The following is a 22,314-nucleotide window of genomic DNA, read 5'->3' as shown; positions in this document are numbered from 1 at the left end:
GCGCGCAGGTTAGCAAAGGTAAGCCGCCCAGACAGATCCATGGCCCCGCTTCCCTCGGCGAAGTTCACAGCAGCCACGCGTAGGTTCTCAAGTTGACGAAGGTTGTCATACACCGACGCACCCACGCCGATCACGTCGACATGAATGGATGGGTTTGCGCCTGCGTCGATAGCCTGCAACACCAGCCCGGCCACCGCCGGACCGTCGGGCGTGGTCTGGCCAGGATGCTTGATAAGCGGTGCGAACCACGTGCCATAGCGTTTCGATAGCACAGTCTTATCCTTGCCCCCGCGCGCCACATCCACGGCCACGGTCGTCAACGGCGCGTCTGGCCTCTCTCGTTCTCGCCAACGTGCCTGAGCCATCCGCACCCACTCGGTTGGTATGCACTGCCATGGATCGTCGTCTAGCCCCACCGAGAAGTCGCCATAGAGCAACTGGCTGCGCAAGGGCTCGGGCAGCGCCTGCAACCGGCCACCATAGCCAGACGCTGCCAGAAAGGGGTTGTCGGTCAATCGTGCTGGGATGAATGTACGGCTGAGTGGCTGAATGCGTTCCTGTTTGTGCTGGAAGACGGCCCCGGTTTCCACTTCCACTTCTTTGCCATCCACCCGCGCATACCAGCGCAGATCGCCCGGCCTGGCCGGCGCCGGGTGCGACCGATCCAGCCAGGCCGCCCACCGCCTGATCACCCATTCGCCGTCGGCCGACGTGGGCGGATTGCCAGCGGACACGATGCGCGTGCGCTGACCACGCCGCGTCGTGCGCAGCCAGCCGCTGAGAAAGGTGTATTGATACTCGGTGAAGTTGGGCAGTTCGTCGAAGCATTTTAGGTCGTGTGGGCGCCCCTGGTACTTGTTGACATCATGGTCGTACTGCACGGCCCCGAATTCAAGCGTTCGGCCATCCAGCTTCCACGTGTTGGACTGCACATTGAAGCGTCCCTGATCGCCCACCAGCTCGTAGCTGCGATCGACGATAGCCTTCAACTGCGGATACTCACGCCGAAAGATGATGCTACGTGCGTGCGCTGTCAGCGCAAGCCCGAGTAGCAAATCCGTCTTTCCACCGCCGGCGGCGCCGCCGTAGAAGATTTCATCAGCCTGGCTGTGGTACGCCTGACTTTGCGGACCCGCCAACGGGCGCCACATCGCTCTGTCCGATGCCAGCATCCTGTCTACTTCGGCGCGCTCTTGCTGATTCAAATATGGCAGCAAGTCGAGCAGCTCGCTCGTCGTCGGAATTGACATTGAGTTCTCCGGCGATCTCCTGCTTGTTGCGGTAGATCCCCGCTATCTCTAAAAGCATCTTGCGGTCTTGGTGACCCTGGTAACCGTCACCGATGCCACAGTCCACAGCCGCTTGCAATAGATCGCTTACGTGTTCGTCGACCAGGCGCACGCGCAGATCTGCGATGCGCCTCTCAATGGTCGGGTCTTTGATCTTCCAGTGTCGAATGGTGGCCGTGTTGGTCAGTCCCATGAAACTGGCTAGCTCGGCGAGGTTGGCCGGCCAACGCAGTTTTGCCGGCAGACAGCGCCACGCTACATACAGGCACTTGCGCCAGTCCCACCGCTCTTCCTTGGGTCGGTCGCTTTGCTCAAACAGCAGGTCATCATACAGCGCCAACCACGCCGGTGGGTTCGCATGGGCAGCCAACCAACCATCAAGATCGCGCTTGCGCGCGTGGCTTACGTCCTGGCCAGGAGCACCGCCCGGCGCCGTGAAGCCCGCAAAAGCGTGAAAATCGTGTGTTTCCTCTTCTGGAACGTCCGGTTCTATCGCTACATTCATATATGTCTACGCGCAATTTCTGTACAGATAACAGAAACTTATCACGCCTGTGCCGTCAATGCGTCCAGGATGGCGCCGGCCGCCGTCGGCAACACGAACACCCACCCCTGCGACTGCAAAGCGGACAGGCCCTCTGTGTCGTCGAGCAGCCGTTGATGATGCACCACGACGTGACGCGCCGTGACCTCTGCATCATGCCGCGTAATCAAGACAGCCGCACGGCCCGACGATAGGATGTGTGGAGTCCGCGAGAAGGAAACGCCGGCGCCAGAGACAAGCGCAAACAGCGCATCAACGCGGCGTTCCAGTTCTACGATACGTTCATCCTGCTTGGCGTCCAGCGTACGCACATCGCGCTGTTCGGTCTGGTGATAGATGTCAGGGTACGTGTAATCATCACCGTCGACGTGCGTCATGCGCCCCCCTTGTCGCTGCCCACCAGCGCCACCAGGCCACCCACCGCCAGGCCAGCGAACGTCCAGATCTCGCCGGGCACCGTCCGGTCAGCCCACGCCAATAGTAGGCCACCCAGCACGGCTAACACGCCGATGGCAGCCAGCGCAACGACGGCCACGAAGTAGAGTGAGAAGCCGCGCTTGTCCTTCAGAATCTCGGCCGGGATTTGAGCCGGCTGGATAAGATCATTCATCGTCACCATCCTTGTCAAACACCACTGCCAATATGCACGCCACAATCACCACGACCACAAAGAACAGCGCCGCCTGTAATGCCATCAGGGTCTACCCTGAAAACGCGGACGGGCTGACCTATAAAGGCCAGCCCGTCCATATCGTACCCGCACCGCAAGGAGAGAGGTTGTCATAGTGAGTCTCTGGTAACGATCACATTTTACCAGACGATTCACATTACGGATACGTCAGAACACTACTACTACTATCGCTTTCGGCGCATTTTGCCCGCAAAACGGGCGCTACAATGGCTTTTAAGCGTAGTAGTAGCGCATTTTATCACGCCAAGCGCCAGTTATCGACGGGAGACGCCTTTCGATGTGCTTCGGCAATGTCGGTCTGGGCCAACGCCAAGTAGCGCTTCGCCATGTCCATCGTGCTGTGGCCTAGCAGCCGCTGCAACGTGTAGACGTCCCCGCCATTGCGCAGATACGTGATCGCAAACGTGTGACGCAGACGGTGCGTCGTGACGTGCTCCACAATCTCCGCCCGTTCGCCCATCGTTCCCAGCATCTTGCGCAGGGCATTGCGCTCTATCGCCTGATGTCGCGATGTCTCAAAAAGTGGGCTGTCTGGCCGCGCATCCTTGCGCTTCGTGACGTACTTCCACACTGATTCCCGTGCCAGGTTTCCAAGGTATACAGTGCGCCCTTTATCGCCCTTGCCGTGCCGGACCTGCGCGGCCCCGGTCTTCAAGTCGACGTCGCGAATCTGCAACGCACACAACTCCGACGCACGTATACCGGTGTCGAGAAGGACCAACACGATGGCCCGATCACGCACGCGGGTGGCGCGCAGCGTGCTGGCCGGCGCCCGCTTATTGCTTTTCCACACGGCGGAGCGCTCACACGCCAGCAGTAGTGACCGCAGATCCGTCTTGCTGAGTGGAATGATCTCGCGGCTTTGTGCCGCTGGCATCTTGATCTTGTAGCGCCTGATGACGTGCTCGATGCCCATCTCCCCTTCCAGCCAGGTAAAAAAGGCGCTCAACCCGATCCAAGCATTCTTGACTGACTTGGGCGCCAACTTGTCTTCGATGCGCAAATGGTAGAGGTAGCGGCGCACGTGGTCAGCCGTGACCTCTGCTGTATCGACGTCGCCGATGATCCGCACCCACTTGTGCAGCGTGTTGCCATACTCCTTCATGGTTGCAATCGAGCCTGCTCCAGCCCGATACAACAGGAACCCTTCGATCGCGAGACTCAGACGCATACACTCCCCCTATCCAATCTCATTATCCATGCGGCTTGTGGTCGACAATATCCAAGCGGTTTGCGATTCACCCCCTTTAGAACAGGCTTTCTGTTCAGATAATAAAATTGGGCTGTAAATGCAGATCGGCACTCCTGCATCACAGGAGTGCCGATCTGGCACGTCGTATAGTATCCCCGAGAGGATTCGAACCTCTGGCCTCTTGGACCGCAACTGTGACGTGCCCAGCGAGCACTCCCGCCCGCTTGGACTCAGTTATCAGGCATCCATGCGGGTGGCGATGATACCCACCCTTCACACTTTTTGCCTGTTGGTAACGTGCGCCCCTGCTGTATCAATAACCGTTTGTTATCAGTACAGCAGGCGATTTCCTATGCAAATCGCAGGTGGACAAAACCCGCGCGGGCTTTTGTGCTATCATTCAGGCATGCCCAACTATTACTATTTCCATGCCGATAGAAGCTCTGGACTCAAGCCGGGTCAGGTTATTACCCTAAACACCACACCAGCCCGATTCAATACAGATCGCTCCCGGTTCTTGGCCTCGCTTCTCCCCGATGGCATTACACAACACGGGATTGGCTATCTCGTGGAGCCAAGACCACAGCCCTACCAGGATACAAACGGGCTACTCGAAGTTCTCGCTGAGTGGATACGGCAAGCACGCTACCCACAACTGCCGTCTCGCCTGCAATCTTTCTTTGCCTGGCGCACCCTCAGCGAAGCGCGGTCATTTGTCCAGCAGTCTGCATTGGGTCAGCCAGCGGGCACGACCATCGATTCTACGATCTGGGAAGTTGAAGCCGACCCACCAATTTTCGAAAGCGACATGCGCCGTCTGCAACTTGGCCCGTGCTGGCTTGATGCCTTCATCTATCTTGATTCCTATTGGCGGCAAGACTATACCGCGACTCCTATCATCGAAGTGCTACTCAAGCCACCAGTTCGCATTCTCCGCGCTATAACCACCTAGTCATCTAGATATTCTGATTCATCACAAGCCCCGCCATCCTTGTTGTGATCCAATCCATGCACGTCTCTTCCAGGCACCGCCATGCTGTTCAAGGCAGGCTTGCCCGTCTCTTCTGTAAGAAAAGCTGTCACAATTCAATGTATCTTCACCGTCGCACACGCATGCTGGCACAAGTACGACCATGGGAAACGGTGTAGCCGTAGCCGTAGCCGTTGGCAAAGGCGTTGGCATAGCCGTAGACGTTGGTTGTTCCACCGTTGGCAGTGGCGTCGGGAATAGGGTAGCCGTTGGCTCCACTACATCCGGCGCAACTGCTGTTGGCACAATCGGCGCCGTCGTGGCCGCCACCGCCACCATCGGCAAGTGAACCTCGTGCGTCTCTATCGGCGTAGCGGTGAGCTCCACAGGCACCACCGCTGCAACAGTTGGCGCTGGCCGGCACAGACGTCGCCACCGGCACTGATGTCGCGGTAGCCGTAGCAACAGCGACAACGATCACCGCCCTTGATATTACTGATGCGGCTGGCCGCTGCCCGGGCCACATCAGTAGCAGTGCGATGGCCACAACCACCGTCATCGAGGCAAAGAACAATGATGCAATGGCCAGTACCCCGAAAGTTGCGGTTAGGCCACTAGAATCTTTCACAAGATATTCAATCCTCGATCACCGACCATTTGTAGCCATCCCATTCGATCCAGTATCTCGTATGGCGCCAGCGTGTGCGCAGAACGACAATCCAAATCCTCAACCTATTCAATGATGTGGGGGACCAACGGGCCATCTGTATCTTCCTCACTTTTGCGCATCACACGCAGGATGTCGAGCGCAACGCGTTGCTCACGAGGAGGAAGGGAAGATAAGGCGTCGATGGCCTCCTGTAAAAACTGCTGCTGTTGAGGGGTAAGCGCAGGCTTACCAGTCGCATCACCTGCTGATGGTGATGGATCATCTGTTAGGCCAAGCAGGTAATCCGTCGACGTCTTGTAGCGACGCGCCAAACGAATCAATGTGTCCAAACTAGGCTTTTTTACACCGGATTCAAGCTGGTAAATGAAAACGTCAGAGAAGCCAAGTGCGACAGCGATCTGTCCCGCAGTCAATTTCGTGCGTAGCCGTTGCTCCTTCAGCCGCTCACCAAGACTCATGTCACTATCTTATCGCTTTTTTTATGCTGGCGGCATAGCAAAATAAAGATAGGTATTGACAAGAGGTATGCTATTGGTTTATATTATCCATACAAGACTATGCCAACGGCATACTGAAGGGGATAACCAATGAGTATCGACACAAAACTGATGAACTTTCGGATTGCAGAGAGCGACCGCACTTTGCTGGAACGCATCTCTCAACACTACAGCGATGCAAGCATGAAGCGCGATCCTGCGCCGACTGATTCGCAATGAAGCCAAGCAGATTGGCATCACCGCCGACGACGATGAAGCAGAACAACTCGCGAGTGAACCGCAGCTTGGGACAGCCTAGCATCTACATATCCGTCGCTGTTCAGGAGCGTGGTTCCTGATCAGCCACGGGCGCCGCAGATTCAACTATCAGGGGTGATTGCGTGAATTTGTCTGCGGCGCTCATAGGCAGTGCAGGGTCTCAATCAAGGTTGAGTGGTAAACCCTGCACTGCCTACGCACACGCAAGCCGGGAGCAACGCGGCTAACTAATCGCAGGAGTGCAAACGTATGAACGCAAGCCTACCGAGTACAACCACTGAAATCATCGTCAGACCAGCCGTCACGTTCGGTGACTGGATGGTGCCGGGAGTCGATGACGGCGACATGCAGGCCGTTGCCTGGCAGCGCGCCAAAGACGCCTGGCTGGAAAGCAAGCGCCGCAAATCAGGCAGTGCCAACACCGTGCGTGCCTATCAGAACGATTGGTCGCAGTTCTTCATGTTCGTGGAGAAGGCGCCGTGGAACGTCAGCAGCCGTGACGCAGACGAATGGATTCAAGAACTTCAGGCATCGGGAACCGGTGAGAACAGCATCAACCGCAAGCTGGCAGCGTTGTCCAGCTTCTATCAGTACGTGATCGATAAGTTCACGTTCATCGGCAAAGACCAGATGGAACGCTCGATCTACATCGACACGCATGGCAACACGCGCAACAATCCGTTCCGCAAGCCGGACCGCTTCAAGGTTGACCAGTACAACCACAGCAGCCCGATGTCAGTTGAGATCGTGCGCAAGTGCCTCAAGGCGATCAACCCTCATTCGCTGCTTGGATCGCGTGACTATGCCCTCGTGGTGACCTACCTCTATACCGGGCGCCGTTCATCCGAGATTGCCAACCTGCGTTGGTCGGATGTCGAGACGGATCAGGTGAAGGGGCGCTACTACTACAGTTGGACCGGGAAGGGCGGCAAGGGGCGCACTGATGAGATGCCAGCGCCTGCGTATCACGCCATCCTGAACTTCCTCAAGGTGAATGGCCGGCTGGAAACCATCAAGGCAAATGACTTCATCTTCAGTGCAGTATTCGCGGACCGGGCAGCCAGGCTGCCCAACGTCAAGGACGCAGGCGACACCCTGAACCGGCCCATCAGCAGCAGCATGATCAACCGCATTGTGAAGAAGCGCTTTGTGGCCGTGGGCGTGAAGCCGGAAGACATCCACACGCACACCCTACGGCACACCGCTGCGCATCTGCGCTATCGGGACGGCGAAGGCCAGGACATCCTGGAGATCAGCCGGTTCCTCAACCATAGCAGTATCGCCATCACTCAGATCTATCTGAGCAAGATGCAGAAGCCGGTTGACTCGGGCTGGACGGAGGTGGAACAGCTACTGATGCTTTAGTTTCAGTACGGGTAATGGCGTTTTCGGAAGGGGGGGGGGGGGGGGGGGGGGGGGGGGGGGGGGGGGGGGGGGGGGGGGGGGGGGGGGGGGGGGGGGGGGGGGGGGGGGGGGGGGGGGGGGGGGGGGGGGGGGGGGGGGGGGGGGGGGGGGGGGGGGGGGGTGGGGGGGGGGGGGGGGGGGGGGGGGGGGGGGGGGGGGGGGGGGGGGGGGGGGGGGGGGGGGGGGGGGGGGGGGGGGGGGGGGGGGGGGGGGGGGGGGGGGGGGGGGGGGGGGGGGGGGGGGGGGGGGGGGGGGGGGGGGGGGGGGCGGGGGGGGTGAGCGGGGGGGGGGGGGGGGGGGGGGGGGGGGGGGGGGGGGGGGGGGGGGGGGGGGGGGGGGGGGGGGGGGGGGCGCGCCCCTGGCGGCGCCCCGGCGGGGCCCCCCGGGGCGACTGGCGCGCCGCCGTGCCGGCGCGCGGGGGGGGGGGGGGGGGGGGGGGGGGGGGGGGGGGGGGGGGGGGGACGGGGGGGGGGGGGGGGGGGGGGGGGGGGCGGGGGGGGGGCCGTGGGCGGCGTGCCGGCGTGGGGTGGCCGGCGCCCCGGCCCCCCCCCCCCCCCCCCTGGCAGTGGGGCGCCGCCCTCCCCACGTTGCGGATGTTCTAGCAGTACAGATAAGAGAAGGTTATCAAGACAGCGAATCGAGGGCCCGCGATAAAAGAGGACGGCGCCGAGGAGCAGTCGGCGCCGTTAAAACGAATCGCGGGAGTGCATTGCGATTACATTTGAAAGGATACCATAGTGAGTGCAAACAATTCAAGCCCAGACACAAAACCTGAAGTCACGTTGCCGCCGGACCTGCTCGTGCACGCCTTTGACGCACTGCGCGACTTCGAGAAGCACAACGAAGACTTCTCGATCTCTGGCGTCTACGACTACAAGCGGGCCGTCATGCTGGCCCTGCTTGCCATCGGAAGCGAACTACGCAACATCAACCTCACACTGAATCGAAACTAACAGGAGCAAGGGAGTGCATATGTTGAGCAACAAGCTGCTCGATGAGAGCAAAGCAATAGACCATCTGTCAGTTACGGGTGCCACTTTCTTGGCGGGAACCGTCGAGTGCATGGTTGATGACCAGCAAGAACGCGTCGACGCTGGTGAGCCATGCAGCCGCATACCGCTGATATGGCGTGGGCTGGCTGAAACCGTTGGACTAATCGTTGACAACGACGGGCGCATTATCGACGGGCCGCGGGCAGCCGTACCGGGTTTATAGCCATGGAACCGACCCCGACCCCGCTAGATGTCATATTCCTGCGTAATCACCTGGTGAGCGCCCTGGCCGCTGTGGAAGCTGGTGCAGAGTCCGTGGTGCCACTACGCCGCCAGTTGGTGGAAGACATCCTACGGGCGTTGCAAAGCCCATTCCGTGTAGCGAAGACATGGGACGCAGAATCGCTGCGTCTCGCTGTCTTCGCTGAGATGCGCCGCCTGTCACCGGCTGGTGAGGGCGTCAGCAAGGCGCGGTGGGATCAGCAACGTAGCGATGACTTACCGTCGTCACAGCAACTATGCCGGCTGCTGCACGGCCAGTGGTCTGACCTGGTGACCGATGCAGGACTCAAGGCCAACCGGCACACGCGGCGTGTCGCTGAAGATGACTGTGCACTCGATGACGGTGAGCCAACGACGGCGCCTGAAGCGATCACAAATGACGGTCTACAGGTGATTGCCAAGCGTGTGGAAACACGCACAGCCGGCAACGTTCGCACCGTCACCGAATTCTATACGCTGAGGTGAATATGAGTGACCAAAGACAACCAACGCCGGGAATCCTAGATGACGTGCTAGGACCGGCAGTACAAACCACGATGGTAGCAATGCGTCAGATCCGGCTGGATGGTGGAACTCAGATGCGCGCCAAGTTGGATGAGCAAACCCTCACTGAATACGGAGAGGAATTCCAAGACATCAGTGCCTGGGGCGATTTTCCCCCGGTGGTGCTTTTATGATGGCACTGACTATTGGGTCGGTGATGGCTTCCACCGGATTGAAGCCTACCAACGCGCAATTGTCGGCAGTAACCCCAGCGCCTGTGTCCATGCCGACGTGCGATCTGGCACGCGTCGTGACGCCATCCTGCATGCGGCTGGTGCCAACGCTGGTCACGGCCTGCGGCGCACCAATGCCGACAAACGCAGATCCGTCGAGTTCTCCTCAGAGACGAAGAATGGGTGAAGTGGTCTGACGGGGAAATTGCCCGTAAGTGTGCGGTTTCAGCCGAGATGGTACGCCTTGTTCGGAAGTCTATCTTCCAAAATTTGGAAGATACGCCAAGCGATCGCACCGTAACCCGCAACGGAACCACCTACACCCAGAATACGGCCAACATCGGCAACACGCGCACGCCGGCCAGCGAACCAACGAACGGCAAAACCCTGATGGCCGTATTATCCACCCCGTACGAACACCAGGAATCCCAACCCATTGAATCTATCTCGGATGATTCAACCCCGACCGGCAAACTCCTGGTTGATTGGGACGAAACGGACTGGGCCGCGTACAACACCCGAAAAGAAGAGCAGAACGTTCGTCAAGCTGAGGAAAACATTCGCCAGGTGGCAGATGCCAAAGCACAGCGCAACGGCATGACGAAAGCGAGTATGGCCACTGGCTTGCCCCTCAAGTAGCCGAATGGTTGTTCGGCTACACCGATAGACTTGGGCGCACGTGGGACATGATCGAACATGGCGCCGCCCACAGTAACAGCATCTGCTGGGAAGACCTCACCACTGAACTAAATGAGCACGGCATACACTGGGACAATGACACGCTCACCGCTGCCATCAGGGAAGCGTTGCAAATCCTACGGACCGAAGATGAGCAGGTTGGGCAGCCATTAACCGCCGATCCTGTTGTGGCCGAGATCGTGCAGCCTGAACCGGATGTCGTCGACGTCGTTCCCGTGTCGCAGCGCCCCGATTACGATGGCGACGAATGGTACACCCCGGTCGAATATATCGAAGCTGCCCGGGCCGTGATGGGTGCCATCGATCTAGACCCTGCGTCATGTGCGTTGGCACAGACAGTAATCAAGGCCGGCGCGTATCTGGATAGAGGGGATAACGGTCTGGGCCAACGCTGGATCTGCGAACGAATATGGCTGAACCCGCCCTATTCAGACCCAGCCGCATGGATCACCAAGCTGGTGGCAGAGTTCGATGACAAGACGTTCGTGCGCCAGGCCGTGGTATTAGTCAACAACGCCACCGAAACCGCATGGTTTCAGATGCTGCTGAATCGCTTTCCTGCCTGCTTCCCAAGCCGCCGGATCGCCTTCTGGCGTCACGACCACGAAGGCATCACCGCCCGGCAAGGGCAGACGGTTTTCTATCTGGGCACGAACATCGCACAGTTTGCCAAGACGTTTGGCGAGTTTGGGCCGGTCCTGCGGAGGATGGCATGACATACCACTTTCAGGATCAACTAACCATCGGGCAGCAGTACGAAGCGCAACTGGACGCCATGTTCGCAGACCGCTTCACAATTGTGCCGGCTACGCCCCAGCAGCAGCGCCAGGGCATTGACCGGGTGTACCGCCCGCATGACAAGCCGCAGAACATGATGACGGTGGAATACAAGGCAGACATCACGGCCGCGTCGACCGGCAACGCCTTCGTTGAGATCGTCTCTGTGGACACGGCGAAGCGGCCCGGCTGGGCCATTGCCAGCGAAGCCGAATGGCTGATGTACTTCGTTCCTGCTGAACCGCAGGTCCTGTACATCATCCGCTTTGAAGACCTGCACGCGCGCATCGCGCGTTGGCAGCGCACGTATGAACAGCGCCGCATTCCAAACGACGGATACCACACCGTCGGACTTTTGGTCCCATTGGCCGAGTTCGAAGCGATTGCCAGCGTGGTCTGGTAAGGAGCATCTATGAGTGAACCGACATTCTTGCAATCACGCATCGGATTCAGACGGATACGGGTACACCTCGATAACTTCGATTCTAAACGCCAAGAACCTGACGTCGCATATGCACACTGGTGGGGACACCTGACGCATGAGGGACGCACGGTGCAGGTGGAGGGCTACCGCCACGGCGACAGCGAACGAACGTTATTCGTCACCGATGACATGACAATGGAGTACGCCGTGTATATGAACTGGCAAACGGCAACGAGCACTGCGCTACAGATGGTAGTGAAGTGGCCAGAGGTGCAGCCGTGACAACAGCAATACGCGGGTCCGATGTGTTTCTGCAAGCCGACGTAGAGCGTCTTCTCTTAGCTATCGCTCTGACCAATGAGGCCGCCACTGTCGCCTATGCAATCAACGATGACTACCGTGCAGGATTCCATGCTGCTCTGGCTGCCGTCTCCATTGCATTCGGGCTTGATGCACGCCAGTTTATGGCGCGCCGGACGACAACTCAGTACAGATAAGGGAGCTTATTGCGACCATGACAAGTCGACACATTGAATGAATTCCGATGCGAATGCTGGCGGGCGCGGAATGGGCAGCCGAACCACGCACGCGAACAGTCGGAGCCGGCTAGACTGGATTCCATCGGCGATTGACCATGCCGGTAGCCAGCGGATCGCTGCAAGCGCCAGATGGATACGCTAGCCGACCTGACCGCAGGCGCGCAAGAGTGACATTGAACAGGCGGAGAAAACGACCGCCGCTTCCGAAGGACATGCCCGCCAGTACCGGAGGGCAGCCGTGACGACGTGTTGGGCCCGCCGTCATGTCGGTCGCATCACAGTTGCTGCGCGCGTGTTCTGAAAGCGTGCGTTCCCGGCGCAACCGAAGAGGAACGGATCGACGCGGGAATGCTTACGACCGGATACGTAATGGACATGCGAGACTGGCGCGACATGGGCTGGTTACGTGCGATGGATGGAATCAACGATGATATCGTCGGAATCGCAGCGAGATATCGACCCAGTACCGATAAGGAGGATTATTCGCACATGTTAGCGACCAAAGCAAAGCCAAAGAATATGCTCGATTCCATCGCCGTCGGTATGTTCAGTCAGATTAGCATTCCTGGCGAATGGCAGCGCACCAAGCTGGCGAATGGCCTCGATGTCATCTTGCAGCAAGTCGAAGAGCACCGCTGGCGCCTGGCCATGGCCCGTGAGAACGTCTACCCAAGCGACACCGAGGTGGACGTATGCCGCAATGCCTTTGACGTTCCATCGGCAGCAGAGGAACAGCGCAGCGCACATCAATACAGGCACCCAAAGACGCATCGGGTGATCGAATACCGGCGCGTCGAATTGTTTTGGACGGAGGCATAAGATGGAAGAGGATGAAGGGCTGAGTGGGTTTGGCACGTTTATGCTGCTGGTTGGGATCATCGGGCTGATCGGTTTCATCGTCGTCTGTGCTGCTGCTGGCTGATGGTTCATTACTTCACCGCCGACGAATGGCCGACGGTGCAGCAGACGCTGCAACAAGCTGGCATCACCAACTATGTGCGCCTGCGGATGGACCTAACTGACCCATCCGCAGGTTGGCAGCCAACTGCGAACGTCGACATGCAGGTTCTATCGAGTAACAACAATATCGTCATCGTGTACGGTCTAGCGAAATTCATGGTCACTGTATGACTAACTACCACGCTGAAGCAATTGCCGCAATTGAAGCGGCAGATCTGACAACCAACGTCTACCGAAGTGCCCGACGGCTGCTTGACCTGGTTGGCGAAACCGGACAGTGCAAGATCAGCCGCGAAGACATGACGAAACTCTGCGGCACATCTACGGATGGCACTGTTCGCAATCACCTTTACGCTTTACAAAAGGCTGGCATCATCCATTACAGCACCAACGACGCTATCCACGTTTCTTTTGTGGCATACCCGACAGCGACTCCGCTTCACGCACAGCGTGACCCAGCGCGCGCTATGCGTGACCCAGCGCGCGCTATGCGTGAAACGGATGCGCCAAAAACGTCAGATCCCGATGACCCAACGCGCGCTATGCGTGACCCAGCGCGCGCTGTGCGTGACCCAGCGCGCGCTGTGCGTGAACGACCTCACACGCGTGAAGACTGTCTGTCTGTCTGTCTGTATACATCATCTTCTGACACGTCAGTGACAGACAGACAGTGCGACACGCCCAAAACGCCGGAAACAGCCGACGAACCAACGCCACCAGCCGCTTCCATGCCCCCGCCAGAAGAGCAAGACCGCAGCATTGCGCTGCTTACCGACTCCGAAGTGGGCATTGACTCTGCAATTGCCGGGCCGTTGGCCGCCAAGCACCGGTTTGAATACCTCCTGCGGCAAGTGCTGACCTACCGTCGCCAGTTGGCGGCCGGCAAAGTTAAGGGGCCTGGTGGGCTGCTCAACCGGATCAACCGTGGGTGGGGGTGCCACATCGTCGACGCAGACCGAATCACGCCGCTGTGGAAGCGGCACATGTCACCCCAGCAGGATGCTGACGACGGCGAAGCGCGGCGCAGGAACAAGTACATACCTGAAGAGTACGCGGACATCATCATTGGCTAATCGGAAAGGATCGCAGCATGGTCACAATCGTGACAGTCGTTATCGCCGTTATCGCCTTCTACGCCGGAATGGTCACCATGGCAGTGTTGATGATGGGTAGCAGCGAAAACGAAGACAGCGCTATCGAACCGATGGAAGAGACAGCAAGCCAGAACTAACCAGCCTATCAGCCGTCAGAGCAGTGACGCTGTACAGGTAACAGGCCCTTATCAAGACAGGGAGTGCATGCAAACCGACATCAAAACCTTGCTCAGCAAGGAAATCTCCGTAATCAACCAGTTGCTTCACGCACACCAGATTCAAGCAGCCACCGCGCTACCACGAACCATCTGCGTGCGATCCAGTTTTATTGCCTACGGGCTGAAGATCGCCCCCGGCCAAGCCATCCAAAAGATTGAAGGAATCCAACGCGAACTGTCGAATGAGTTGGCGCGCAGCCGGCTGCATTTCGGGTATAACGCACCCTGCCCCGTGCGCGTGCGAGATTACCCGCTGGCCATCGAGGTTCCGCACCCGGCACCAGTGCCGCTCGATTGGCGTGGGGCACAACTGCACGGCGCATCCATGCAAGCCTTGATCGGCAAGAGTTACAGTTTCACGGGCTCACAGTCTGAATACATCAACCTGGAGAAGCATTACCACATGCTGGTGGCTGCGATGTCCGGCGCGGGAAAGTCGACGCTGATGAGGATGGCCCTGGCCACCGTAGCATTGAACACGGCACCGGAGTCACTGCGCATCGTGCTGGTGGATCTCAAGGCTGATGACCTGGTGCCCTTCCAGCGCATGCCGCACGTGATCAGCCTGGCCGCCAACGTCGAGCAGGCGTCTGCTGCCATCCGTCAGGTGCACGAGCTGCGCGACGCACGGATCGCCGGCGCGCCGCGGGAATACCGCCTGCTGCTGGTGATTGATGAACTGGCGGAACTCGGAGAAAGCAAAGAGGTTCTGGCGCAATTGGGTCGTATCCTGTCAACCGGTCGCAGTCTGGGCATCAACGTGTGGGCAGGCACGCAGTACCCGACGGCTGCCGCCATCGGAAGCATCGTCAGCCGTTCGTTTACGACGCGCGTCGTTGGCCGGGTGGATGGCGCCCACGCCGCGCAGATAGCGACCCAGCGGCCTGGAAGCTACGCCCACCACCTCGCGCACCCGGGCGACTTCCTACGTGTGGAAGGACCCGAGATGCTACGGCTGAAGGCCTTCTACGTGGGCAGTGGCATCGCTGGCATGCTGATCGATACCGTGCGCCAACGATGGGGCGCCAGTGCCATGCCTGCACCGCTGGCAGTGCCCACAGCAGCCCCGGCCGCACCGGTGGCAGTAGATGACATGGCTGCGATTGTGGAGCGCATACGGCCATTGTGGCAGCAAGATGCGAGTCTGGCAGCCATGATCCGCGCCGCATACGGTGACCACGCCAACACGGGTGGAAGCAATCGCACCAACGTGCTCAAAGCAGTTGAACGGCTGAACGCTGCGTCACAGCCGGACACCAAAATCATTCGCTTGCGTGCAGCATCGGGAGATTAAGGAGCAACCATGTATCCAGTGGAACGGCGCCGTAACTGGCCCGGCATGATCATCATCGTAGCGGTACTGGGATTCATCTGCCTGTCAGTATGGTGGATGACTGCCAACTTTGGGGCAACATTTGCGATGGCCGTCTGTGGCAGCCTGTTGGGCGCCACGCTGCTGGGCTTCGGTGTGATGCTCAATCAGCGGAACACCGAAACCACGCTTGGCAATGCGGCCGACTTCAACCGATCGATTGCAATGACTGAGAAGGCACGCCAGGGCACCTATCGGGAAGGCGCCAGGTTGGAACGTGATGCGTTCAACGCCAGGGCTCGCCTGCAAGTCATCGATGAACGTCGGGTCGATCAGATGGCACAGCAACGGGCCAAGATGCTCACGATGAATCAGTCGCAGTTGCCGACTGAGAAGACACCAGCCTGGCTGCTGGAAGATGAGTCAGAAGAGGTTGATGCGCGGTGGTACGAATAGCCAACCGCAGAAAAGAGAAGCCCACCAGGCAGCCTGGTGGGCTTCTCTTTTCTGTACAGGTAACTGATGTTCTAGCCGGATATGATAATCAGTATCGCTTCCGTTTTAAGCGCTACGGAGGGTGTCCAGTTGGGATGATCCGAATTTCCGTTGCACTTTTAGATATTGCCCCGCCGATACGTCCCAAATACCGATTTCGTCGTTTGCCGCCGGACTGGCAAGTTCGCCAAGCGCATCAACAGTTAAGTCAGCCATTTCCTATTACCCTCTGTTCTGATAATTCCCTATTACCTGTACTATGCGGGCGACAGCACAACGCCCGCGTACGCGTTCCAGACCGAGTTGACCGTGAACTCGATGTCACTGTCGATGCTGTCAGCGGTGATCACTGGATTCGCCGCCACTCCTCGCGCCATCGACGCAGCCAGGCGCATTGGATCCAACAGGACTTCTCTGCCAAGTTGCGCGCGCTTGCGATGCGCGTCGATGGCCTCTGGCGTGTTCGTCGGCGTGTCTGCGAGGACGGCCAGCGCGCTCTTGATGGCCGCTTGCCCTACTCGTGTGATAAAGATTGGGTCTGCGGCCAACGCCGCCTGTTCTTCAAAAGTCATGCTGTCCCCCTCTATGCTGCGTGCGCTACCGCCTGAATGATATTCCTGATCGTGATTTGAGCGTTGAGCATGCAGGCGCGCCCCGCGCCCGTGGTGCGAAATTCAACCGTGTTTAGTTCGGTGGTTGGCCGCTTCTGCGCATCCAAGAACGCAGCCAGGTCGACCCGATACCAACCGCTGCCGAGTGACGTGTAAGCCGTCAGCCAGGCGCCGCCATTCAATCGCCATGACAGGTCACCAATCAGGCTGACATTGCCCGATAGCGACTCCACCCATGTACCATGCGTTACGGTAATCGCCGGCGCCGCATGGACGTGTGACGGCCCCGTGTGCGTGTGTGATGGCCCCGTGTGGGTATGGTCGGTCATTGCGTGCTGATGGCTTGGCCCCGTGTGGGTGTGATCCGTCAGTGTATGCTGATGGCTTGGCCCCGTGTGGGTGTGGTCCGTCAGTGTGCTGATGACTTGGGCCTGTGGGTGTGGTCCGTCAGTGTTGGCTGTGACGGGCCCGGTGTGCGTGTGGTCCGTCATGGCGTGAGTATGCGCCGACAACGAATGCGTGTGACCCGCCCCTGCATCGTGCGTGTGCGCTGATAGGGAATGCAGTATGACCCGCTCCTGCATCGTGCGTATGCGCCGACAGCGAATGAGTGTGACCCGCCCCTGCCGAATGCGTATGGTCAGACAGCGAATGGCTGTGCGATGCCATGTCGTGGTTATGGCCGCCCTGCGGCTGAGTCGCAACTGTAGCGTTGCCTCCCAGCGCCGGAGCACCAAAATACCACTTGCTATCACCAGAGTTGTAGAACATATATACCGGGTAGCCTGCCGGATTTGTGATTCCATACACGGTCACATCATGGCTGTGGGCCGAATAGATAGACGTGGTTCCACCGGCGGTGCCGCTGATGTTCGTGCTTGGCGTGCCTGGTGCATTCCCGCCAACGTTCGTAGTGCCGGGTGTGGGCGTCCCCGACGTTTCCGCCCACGTTCGTCGTACCGGGTGTGGGCCCGCAGATGTGTTCCCGCCCGCGTTGGTTGCGTCAACTGATGGCGCTCCGCCCGATGCCGTCCCACTTTGACCCGTTGCACCTGTGCCACTGGCCCCCCCTGCTCGGTCCCCTTGCGCCCGTTGCGCCTGGCCCACCGGCCCCCAGCGGTCCACTTGCCCGTGCCCCGCCGCCCCACCCAGCGCCGTGCCACTCTGCCCAGTCGCCCCGGTCCCGGCCAGGCCGCCCGCAACGGTCCCACTCTGTCCAGTCGCAGCCGTGCCCCCAGCTCCAGTTGTGCCGCCGGCGTAGCTGCCCGTCTGTGCGTCACTGGTTACGGTCGCTGTCTCATCTTGGAATGGTGCGATCTGGAAGTCAACGAAGATGGATTGAACCTGGAGAATTTCAGATCCAAGCCGAATCGAAAACGTGCACGTGTTCGTGGTGTCGAGCGCGCCGCGAACCGAAACGGCGTAGTTGTTCACGTCCGGCTGCGCAGCCGATGAGTAGATTTGTCCCTGCTGCAAGTTGCTTGCCACAATCTCATCTGACGACTGTGGCCAGTATTCTCCTGCGGAGATGACCAGATTCGTCGTGCGCAGCCCGTTGGCGTCGATGCGCAACGTCGCTTCAAGGATGTTCAAATTCTCGTCAATCTCGATGCCCGCTTCGAGGTTGCGATACATCAGCCGGATGGTCTGCATCGGCCGCAGTGCAACGCCGCATTGCGCAACCGCCACACTGTACACGGGCGCCGCATAAGCGCCGGCGTGCTGTTGCAGCCAACGCAGTGCGCTGTCGAATAGAACGTTGTCGGCCGCTTCGATGTCGCCAGATGTGTTAGTGACGGGAATCACATCCTTGAAGCCCACACGCGCCGACACCGGGAACGTCGCCTGCAGCGCATCATTCTCAATGTAGCCGTTGGCAGCAGAGAACGTGTAGCCCGTCGGCGCCGTCCTGGTGGCGTAGGTCATTTTCAGTTCGGCTTCGCCGTTGCCACCACCTACCGCATAGATGCGACTGGCATACTCAGCCGTGTTGGATTCGATTTGCAAGTCGGTGATGGCGCAAACGCCGATGCCAAGCTCACCGCCCGCCTGCACCGCCGCAATGCCCGAATCGGTGAACGTGCTGGCAAACGTCAGCGCACGGAAACCCGAGATGTAAACGTGACATTGCGACAGCGCCGCCACACGCAGCACCGTCGACAGGCACGTCTGCCCGCCGGTTGCGAAGAGGATTTGCGCCGTGTTGCCAGGGTCTGGCGTGTTGCTCCATTCGTACCATGATGCAATGTCAAGACTGGGGTAGATGTCCTCAAGCGCTATCACCGCCACATCGTGCGAGATGGATGTCACCCCGCCCGTGATTGTGCCGGCGCCCATCCAAGTGGACCGGTCGATTGCTCCGCTGTATTCTTTGAGCATGTCCATGCCAGACACGCGCAGCATGACAGTCCCATCGCTGCTGACAACCCGCTGGATGGATTCGATAACGCCACTGGCGACTTCCGTCCAGTCGCCATCAATCCAAGCGTAAGCGCGCACAATGCGAAGCGGCAACACCTCGTCTACCTGCGCATCGATGGCTGACATCTCAAATGAAAACGACCCGGCCTTGTCGACCGGGTGATTGCTCTGCCAGAATGTTGCCGTGGTGATCGGCCCCGACCCGTAACGAGTCAGCGCACGATCCATGATGTCGATGTAGAAGTCGAAAGCCATTCAATCACCTATGCAAACTGGTCGTACCATGTCAGAACTGCCGTGCCAGCACCGTTACCGGCAATCGACAGCAGGTTATCGCCGACCGCCAACGGTAGCCATGTCGCCACCGTATGGCCGGCGCCGAACGAAAAGCCACTGTATGCGTTGACTCCGGCTTTCGTGACGGTCTGGGTGCCGGCGTTGATTACCAATGCCTGACCGCTGGCCAGCGTGCCGGTCCATCGTAGGTCGGTGCCGTTGTCCGTGGTAATCGTCAGCGTCGTGATAGTGCTGGATGCGGTAATGGTCAGGATCGCATCGTCAACCGTGAATTCGCCGCGATTGTTGGTGTTGGCAAAAGCAACTCCCGTATAGGCCATCGTCGCGCTGCGTTGTGCCGTAGCGCGCCAGTTGACCATCGTCGTTTCGAACGTGCTGCGCAACGTCGCCATGTTGTAATCGCTGAATGTGGCGTCGTGTTGCACTTTGAGCAGCCGCGCCGTTTTGAAATGGATAGCAGCATCACTCAGCCGATAGCGGGTCACACTCCCCTGCCGCCCCTGCAATCGCTTAAGCGCGTCCACCTTGCCGCGCATCATGGTTCCCGCCGACCCGACCAAAATACGATTGCCGCTGTGGTCAAGAATGTGATTGCCACTGTGATCCACCAGGTAGGTTGTTACACCGGAGTAGATGCCCTTCTGCGTGAAGGTCTGCTTGCGTGCCAATCGCACATCGGCGCCCCATGCGTTGAACACCCCGCCCACGCTGTTGACAAGCGAAGTCGGTGTCTCGCCTGTGCTTTGGTCATCTTCTGGCGCGCCGGTCGGCAACGTGACGCCCGCAAACTGGTAGAGCTTATAGGCCATCTATCGGCCTCCACAGGTCAGATAATAGGGCATTATCCATACACATCAATGACCACCGATGGCGCGCAGCGCGCCGGCCACACCATCTCTGGATGCAAGGCGGACAGCGTTGGCATCGGTTGACCCGTTGAAGTTCTGCACGATGTTGACGCCACCGACATTAGTCCCACCCCCGCCAGATGCGCCACCGAACGCGCCGTTTTGCGATAGGTAATCGAATCCCATGCCTAGCGGATTCGCAAACGAATACACCTGTTTCATCAGTTCGGCGCCCCGCCCGGCCATCTCAGCAGCCTTGCCCCAGTCCCCGGCTCCGATAGCCTTCATGGTTTCACCAAACACGGCGAAACTCTCGACCAGGTTGGCGATGTTCGATACTGTTCCGCTTACCACCTGCCCGGTGATGTCGAGTAGGCCAAGCCAGAATTTTGACCAATCCGTCTGGGCGGATGAACCGTCACCAGTGAACCAAGAACCGATGCTTCCCAGACTTTCAAGCAGCCTGGCTGTATCCTTGCCAACGGAATCAGCAGCCGTCGTGACAATGGCTGAAATCTCTGGCCAGTGTGCGCCAAAGTCGCCGGCAAGTTGCACAACCCATCCAACCATATCCTTGAAGAACGCCACAATCGCTGGCCCGTTTTCGCTTGCCAGTTTCACAAACATATCGGTCAAGGAACGCAACTGCGGCATGATAGCGGTGCCGATGTCGGTAGCCGTCTGGTCAATGATCCCCCGCAGGATCTCAAGTTGCCCGCCAAGCGTGTTCATGCGGGTAGCAGCAGCTTGTTCTGCGTCCACTTTCGACATGGTGTCTTTGAGCGTTGTAAATTCGTCGTTTGTGTACCCTGCCAGGGCCGCAGCAGCGCGCATAGCGTCACTGCCAAATATTGTGGACAATGCTTGGTTCTTTTGTTCGTCTGACAACCCAGCCAGCGCTGTGTTCAGAATTCCGGCAATCTCACCCATGCTGCGCATGTTGCCAGCAGCGTCAAAGAACTGGTTCTTTCCGTCCGCCGTGACAATTCCTAGTTGCTTCATCGCGTCCATGGCGTCAGCGCTCTTGGGTATCATCGCTGAAAGCATCGTCTTAAACGATGTGCCAGCATCCGACCCCGACGCAAACAATGGGCTGATCGCCGCAATGGTAGCGTTGAAGTCATCGAAATTGACACCAACCGTAGCGGCTACACCACCGCCTTGGGCCAAGGCCAGGGCGTAATCTTCAAAGGTGAACTTGGATGCCTGTGTGGTCGCAACGATGCCATTGACGGCAGCATCCATGTCTTTGGCTGCAATGCCAAAGATCGCCATGACGTCAGACGCAGCGCCCGCTGCCGATGCGAAGTCCGAACCCGTTGCGTTGGCAAGTAGCACGGTCGACCTGGCCGCCCCGCCCATAATCTCGTCAACGGATAGCCCAGCCGTGCCAAGCATCATGATGGCGTCGGCCGCTTCTTGTGCGTTCACTTTTAATTTTGGATCAAGGCCCAAGTCCCTGATCAGACTCCCGACTTGTTCTGTCTCTTTGCCAGTGAGATTCATGGCCGCGCTGATGTCGGCAATGGCTTGCTCCATATCCATTGCTTTGCCTGCTGAGTAGACAAGTGCTCCGCCCAGTGCTGTCACAGCAGCCGCTCCTGCAAGCGCACCCGCTCCGAGCGCACCTTTGAGCACCGCGCCGAACTTGCTCGCCTTCTTGCCGGTGTCGTCCATGTCGCCTTGGACGCCCTTCATTTTGCGGTTGAACTCGCTGGTGTCTGCGCCTACCTTGGCATACAGGCTGGCAATCTCAGTAGACATCTATTTGCGTCCCTGTTGTTGGAGTCGAGCTCGTGCCGTGTAGAAGCGCTGCCAAAGATACTGTTCCATCATGGTAAGCGGCCCGGGTACGCCTGTTAGGTATTCACGAACCGGACGGTGCATGTTCTCTGCCTGTGCAAATAACCAGTACTTATCCGTACTGTGCAATGTGGCGGTCCCGTTGTCTGGCAGCGTTAGGAACCACCACCAGGAAAATTTGCAAGTGATTCGCCGTCCCCCAGTGCGGACAATTCAGCGATGCGCTGTGCGATAGGGTCAAACAACCTGATAACCCCGGCGCGCAGCCCCATCAGGTCATCATAGGTCATGGACGGTTCGACCATGCCTGT

26 protein-coding genes are annotated in these 22,314 nt (G+C 59.0%); 15 read left to right on the top strand and 11 right to left on the bottom strand.

Going from position 1 to position 22,314, the window contains the following annotated elements:
* The 5 genes from IPM06_19990 to IPM06_19970 all read right to left on the bottom strand — a co-directional run.
* Nucleotides 1–1,172 (bottom strand): terminase (locus IPM06_19990; protein MBK8772689.1); only part of this gene is annotated, 1,172 nt, incomplete at its 3' end.
* The gene (locus tag IPM06_19985; GenBank protein ID MBK8772688.1) at nucleotides 1,099–1,794 is read right to left on the bottom strand and encodes a hypothetical protein; all 696 of its coding nucleotides are present in this window, start codon (nucleotides 1,792–1,794) and stop codon (nucleotides 1,099–1,101) included. The genes IPM06_19990 and IPM06_19985, both read right to left, overlap by 74 nt.
* Nucleotides 1,795–1,835: 41 nt before the next feature.
* Entirely contained in the window at nucleotides 1,836–2,210 is a 375-nt protein-coding gene (locus tag IPM06_19980) for a hypothetical protein (GenBank protein ID MBK8772687.1), read from the bottom strand.
* Nucleotides 2,207–2,443 carry a hypothetical protein gene (locus IPM06_19975; GenBank protein MBK8772686.1) on the bottom strand — a complete coding sequence of 79 codons (237 nt, stop codon included), beginning with the start codon at nucleotides 2,441–2,443 and terminating at the stop codon, nucleotides 2,207–2,209. The genes IPM06_19980 and IPM06_19975 overlap by 4 nt, the downstream gene beginning before the upstream one ends.
* 319 nt (nucleotides 2,444–2,762) lie before the next feature.
* Complete coding sequence (locus IPM06_19970; protein MBK8772685.1) at nucleotides 2,763–3,695, bottom strand: tyrosine-type recombinase/integrase; 933 nt, start codon at nucleotides 3,693–3,695, stop codon at nucleotides 2,763–2,765.
* Between the two features lie 373 nt (nucleotides 3,696–4,068).
* Here IPM06_19970 and IPM06_19965 point away from each other — a divergent pair, with 373 nt between their 5' ends.
* Nucleotides 4,069–4,668, top strand: a complete 600-nt coding sequence (locus IPM06_19965; GenBank protein MBK8772684.1) for a hypothetical protein — start codon at nucleotides 4,069–4,071, stop codon at nucleotides 4,666–4,668.
* Between the two features lie 750 nt (nucleotides 4,669–5,418).
* On the opposite strand, the gene IPM06_19960 is transcribed toward IPM06_19965, so the two are convergent.
* Nucleotides 5,419–5,814, bottom strand: a complete 396-nt coding sequence (locus tag IPM06_19960) for a helix-turn-helix transcriptional regulator (GenBank protein MBK8772683.1) — start codon at nucleotides 5,812–5,814, stop codon at nucleotides 5,419–5,421.
* Nucleotides 5,815–6,360: 546 nt separating this feature from the next.
* Here IPM06_19960 and IPM06_19955 point away from each other — a divergent pair.
* The 14 genes from IPM06_19955 (at nucleotide 6,361) to IPM06_19890 (ending at nucleotide 15,984) form a co-directional block, all read left to right on the top strand.
* Nucleotides 6,361–7,476: a tyrosine-type recombinase/integrase gene (locus tag IPM06_19955; protein MBK8772682.1), complete on the top strand. Its 1,116-nt coding sequence runs from the start codon at nucleotides 6,361–6,363 to the stop codon at nucleotides 7,474–7,476.
* A gap of 776 nt (nucleotides 7,477–8,252) precedes the next feature.
* A complete protein-coding gene (locus IPM06_19950; protein ID MBK8772681.1) occupies nucleotides 8,253–8,468 on the top strand; it encodes a hypothetical protein in 216 nt (71 codons plus the stop codon).
* Nucleotides 8,469–8,732: 264 nt separating this feature from the next.
* The gene (locus IPM06_19945) at nucleotides 8,733–9,254 is read left to right on the top strand and encodes a hypothetical protein (protein ID MBK8772680.1); all 522 of its coding nucleotides are present in this window, start codon (nucleotides 8,733–8,735) and stop codon (nucleotides 9,252–9,254) included.
* Between the two features lie 2 nt (nucleotides 9,255–9,256).
* Nucleotides 9,257–9,466, top strand: coding sequence for a hypothetical protein (locus IPM06_19940; GenBank protein ID MBK8772679.1), 210 nt, complete (start codon nucleotides 9,257–9,259; stop codon nucleotides 9,464–9,466).
* Between the two features lie 222 nt (nucleotides 9,467–9,688).
* Nucleotides 9,689–10,144: a hypothetical protein gene (locus IPM06_19935; protein ID MBK8772678.1), complete on the top strand. Its 456-nt coding sequence runs from the start codon at nucleotides 9,689–9,691 to the stop codon at nucleotides 10,142–10,144.
* Between the two features lie 47 nt (nucleotides 10,145–10,191).
* The gene (locus IPM06_19930) at nucleotides 10,192–10,920 is read left to right on the top strand and encodes a hypothetical protein (GenBank protein ID MBK8772677.1); all 729 of its coding nucleotides are present in this window, start codon (nucleotides 10,192–10,194) and stop codon (nucleotides 10,918–10,920) included.
* The gene (locus IPM06_19925) at nucleotides 10,917–11,384 is read left to right on the top strand and encodes a hypothetical protein (protein ID MBK8772676.1); all 468 of its coding nucleotides are present in this window, start codon (nucleotides 10,917–10,919) and stop codon (nucleotides 11,382–11,384) included. Before IPM06_19930 ends, IPM06_19925 begins: the two co-directional genes overlap by 4 nt.
* A gap of 9 nt (nucleotides 11,385–11,393) precedes the next feature.
* Entirely contained in the window at nucleotides 11,394–11,687 is a 294-nt protein-coding gene (locus IPM06_19920; protein ID MBK8772675.1) for a hypothetical protein, read from the top strand.
* A gap of 626 nt (nucleotides 11,688–12,313) precedes the next feature.
* Nucleotides 12,314–12,763, top strand: a complete 450-nt coding sequence (locus IPM06_19915) for a hypothetical protein (GenBank protein ID MBK8772674.1) — start codon at nucleotides 12,314–12,316, stop codon at nucleotides 12,761–12,763.
* A gap of 102 nt (nucleotides 12,764–12,865) precedes the next feature.
* Nucleotides 12,866–13,075, top strand: coding sequence for a hypothetical protein (locus IPM06_19910; protein ID MBK8772673.1), 210 nt, complete (start codon nucleotides 12,866–12,868; stop codon nucleotides 13,073–13,075).
* On the top strand, nucleotides 13,072–13,977 hold the full coding sequence (locus IPM06_19905; GenBank protein ID MBK8772672.1) for a hypothetical protein: 906 nt from the start codon (nucleotides 13,072–13,074) through the stop codon (nucleotides 13,975–13,977). The genes IPM06_19910 and IPM06_19905 overlap by 4 nt, the downstream gene beginning before the upstream one ends.
* A gap of 17 nt (nucleotides 13,978–13,994) precedes the next feature.
* Nucleotides 13,995–14,135 carry a hypothetical protein gene (locus IPM06_19900; protein MBK8772671.1) on the top strand — a complete coding sequence of 47 codons (141 nt, stop codon included), beginning with the start codon at nucleotides 13,995–13,997 and terminating at the stop codon, nucleotides 14,133–14,135.
* 67 nt (nucleotides 14,136–14,202) lie between these two features.
* Nucleotides 14,203–15,510: a hypothetical protein gene (locus IPM06_19895; GenBank protein ID MBK8772670.1), complete on the top strand. Its 1,308-nt coding sequence runs from the start codon at nucleotides 14,203–14,205 to the stop codon at nucleotides 15,508–15,510.
* 9 nt (nucleotides 15,511–15,519) lie between these two features.
* The gene (locus IPM06_19890; protein ID MBK8772669.1) at nucleotides 15,520–15,984 is read left to right on the top strand and encodes a hypothetical protein; all 465 of its coding nucleotides are present in this window, start codon (nucleotides 15,520–15,522) and stop codon (nucleotides 15,982–15,984) included.
* 296 nt (nucleotides 15,985–16,280) lie between these two features.
* Here IPM06_19890 and IPM06_19885 read toward each other — a convergent pair whose 3' ends face one another.
* The 5 genes from IPM06_19885 to IPM06_19865 form a co-directional block, all read right to left on the bottom strand.
* Nucleotides 16,281–16,595, bottom strand: coding sequence for a hypothetical protein (locus IPM06_19885; protein ID MBK8772668.1), 315 nt, complete (start codon nucleotides 16,593–16,595; stop codon nucleotides 16,281–16,283).
* A gap of 11 nt (nucleotides 16,596–16,606) precedes the next feature.
* The gene (locus IPM06_19880; GenBank protein MBK8772667.1) at nucleotides 16,607–16,963 is read right to left on the bottom strand and encodes a hypothetical protein; all 357 of its coding nucleotides are present in this window, start codon (nucleotides 16,961–16,963) and stop codon (nucleotides 16,607–16,609) included.
* 118 nt (nucleotides 16,964–17,081) lie between these two features.
* Nucleotides 17,082–19,310: a hypothetical protein gene (locus IPM06_19875; protein ID MBK8772666.1), complete on the bottom strand. Its 2,229-nt coding sequence runs from the start codon at nucleotides 19,308–19,310 to the stop codon at nucleotides 17,082–17,084.
* A gap of 8 nt (nucleotides 19,311–19,318) precedes the next feature.
* Nucleotides 19,319–20,161 carry a hypothetical protein gene (locus IPM06_19870; GenBank protein MBK8772665.1) on the bottom strand — a complete coding sequence of 281 codons (843 nt, stop codon included), beginning with the start codon at nucleotides 20,159–20,161 and terminating at the stop codon, nucleotides 19,319–19,321.
* Between the two features lie 45 nt (nucleotides 20,162–20,206).
* Nucleotides 20,207–21,964: a phage tail tape measure protein gene (locus IPM06_19865; protein ID MBK8772664.1), complete on the bottom strand. Its 1,758-nt coding sequence runs from the start codon at nucleotides 21,962–21,964 to the stop codon at nucleotides 20,207–20,209.
* Nucleotides 21,965–22,314: the final 350 nt, after the last annotated feature.

It is taken from the genome of Hyphomicrobiales bacterium (assembly GCA_016710435.1).
Lineage (GTDB): Bacteria > Pseudomonadota > Alphaproteobacteria > Rhizobiales > Aestuariivirgaceae > Aestuariivirga.
Note: the sequence above shows the minus strand (reverse complement) of the source record. Positions and strands in the feature narration are given on the sequence as shown.